Annotated in this window: 1 protein-coding gene; it reads left to right on the top strand. The window is 67.9% G+C overall.

What is annotated here, in order from left to right; genetic code table 11:
* On the top strand, positions 1-386 hold a 386-nt coding region (locus AA75_RS03900), incomplete at its 5' end, for an IS5 family transposase (protein WP_033818301.1).

Genomic DNA, 386 nt, shown 5'->3' with positions numbered 1-386 from the left:
CCCCGCTCGCCATCACCCTGACCGGCGGCAACCGCCATGATGTGACCCAGCTGCTGCCTCTGCTGGACGCGATCCCACGCATCCGTGGCACGACGGGCCGTCCCCGGCACCGCCCGCGGCAACTGTTCGCCGACCGCGGCTACGACTTCGACAAGTACCGCCGACTCCTGTGGAAGCGCGGCATCAAGCCGGTCATCGCCCGCCGCGGTGTATCGCACGGCTCCGGATTGGGCGCCGTCCGGTGGGTGGTCGAGCGGACCAACGCCTGGATCCACGGCTTCCGACGACTCCGTATCCGCTGGGACATCCGCGACGACATCCACGAGGCATTCCTCAAGCTGGCCTGCTGCCTGATCACCTACAGGCGCGTCCGAGCTTTGTGTTAG

The sequence above is a fragment of the Kitasatospora sp. MBT63 genome (genome assembly GCF_000710465.2).
In the GTDB taxonomy this organism is placed as follows: domain Bacteria; phylum Actinomycetota; class Actinomycetes; order Streptomycetales; family Streptomycetaceae; genus Kitasatospora.
This window is presented reverse-complemented; position numbering and strand designations above follow the sequence as displayed.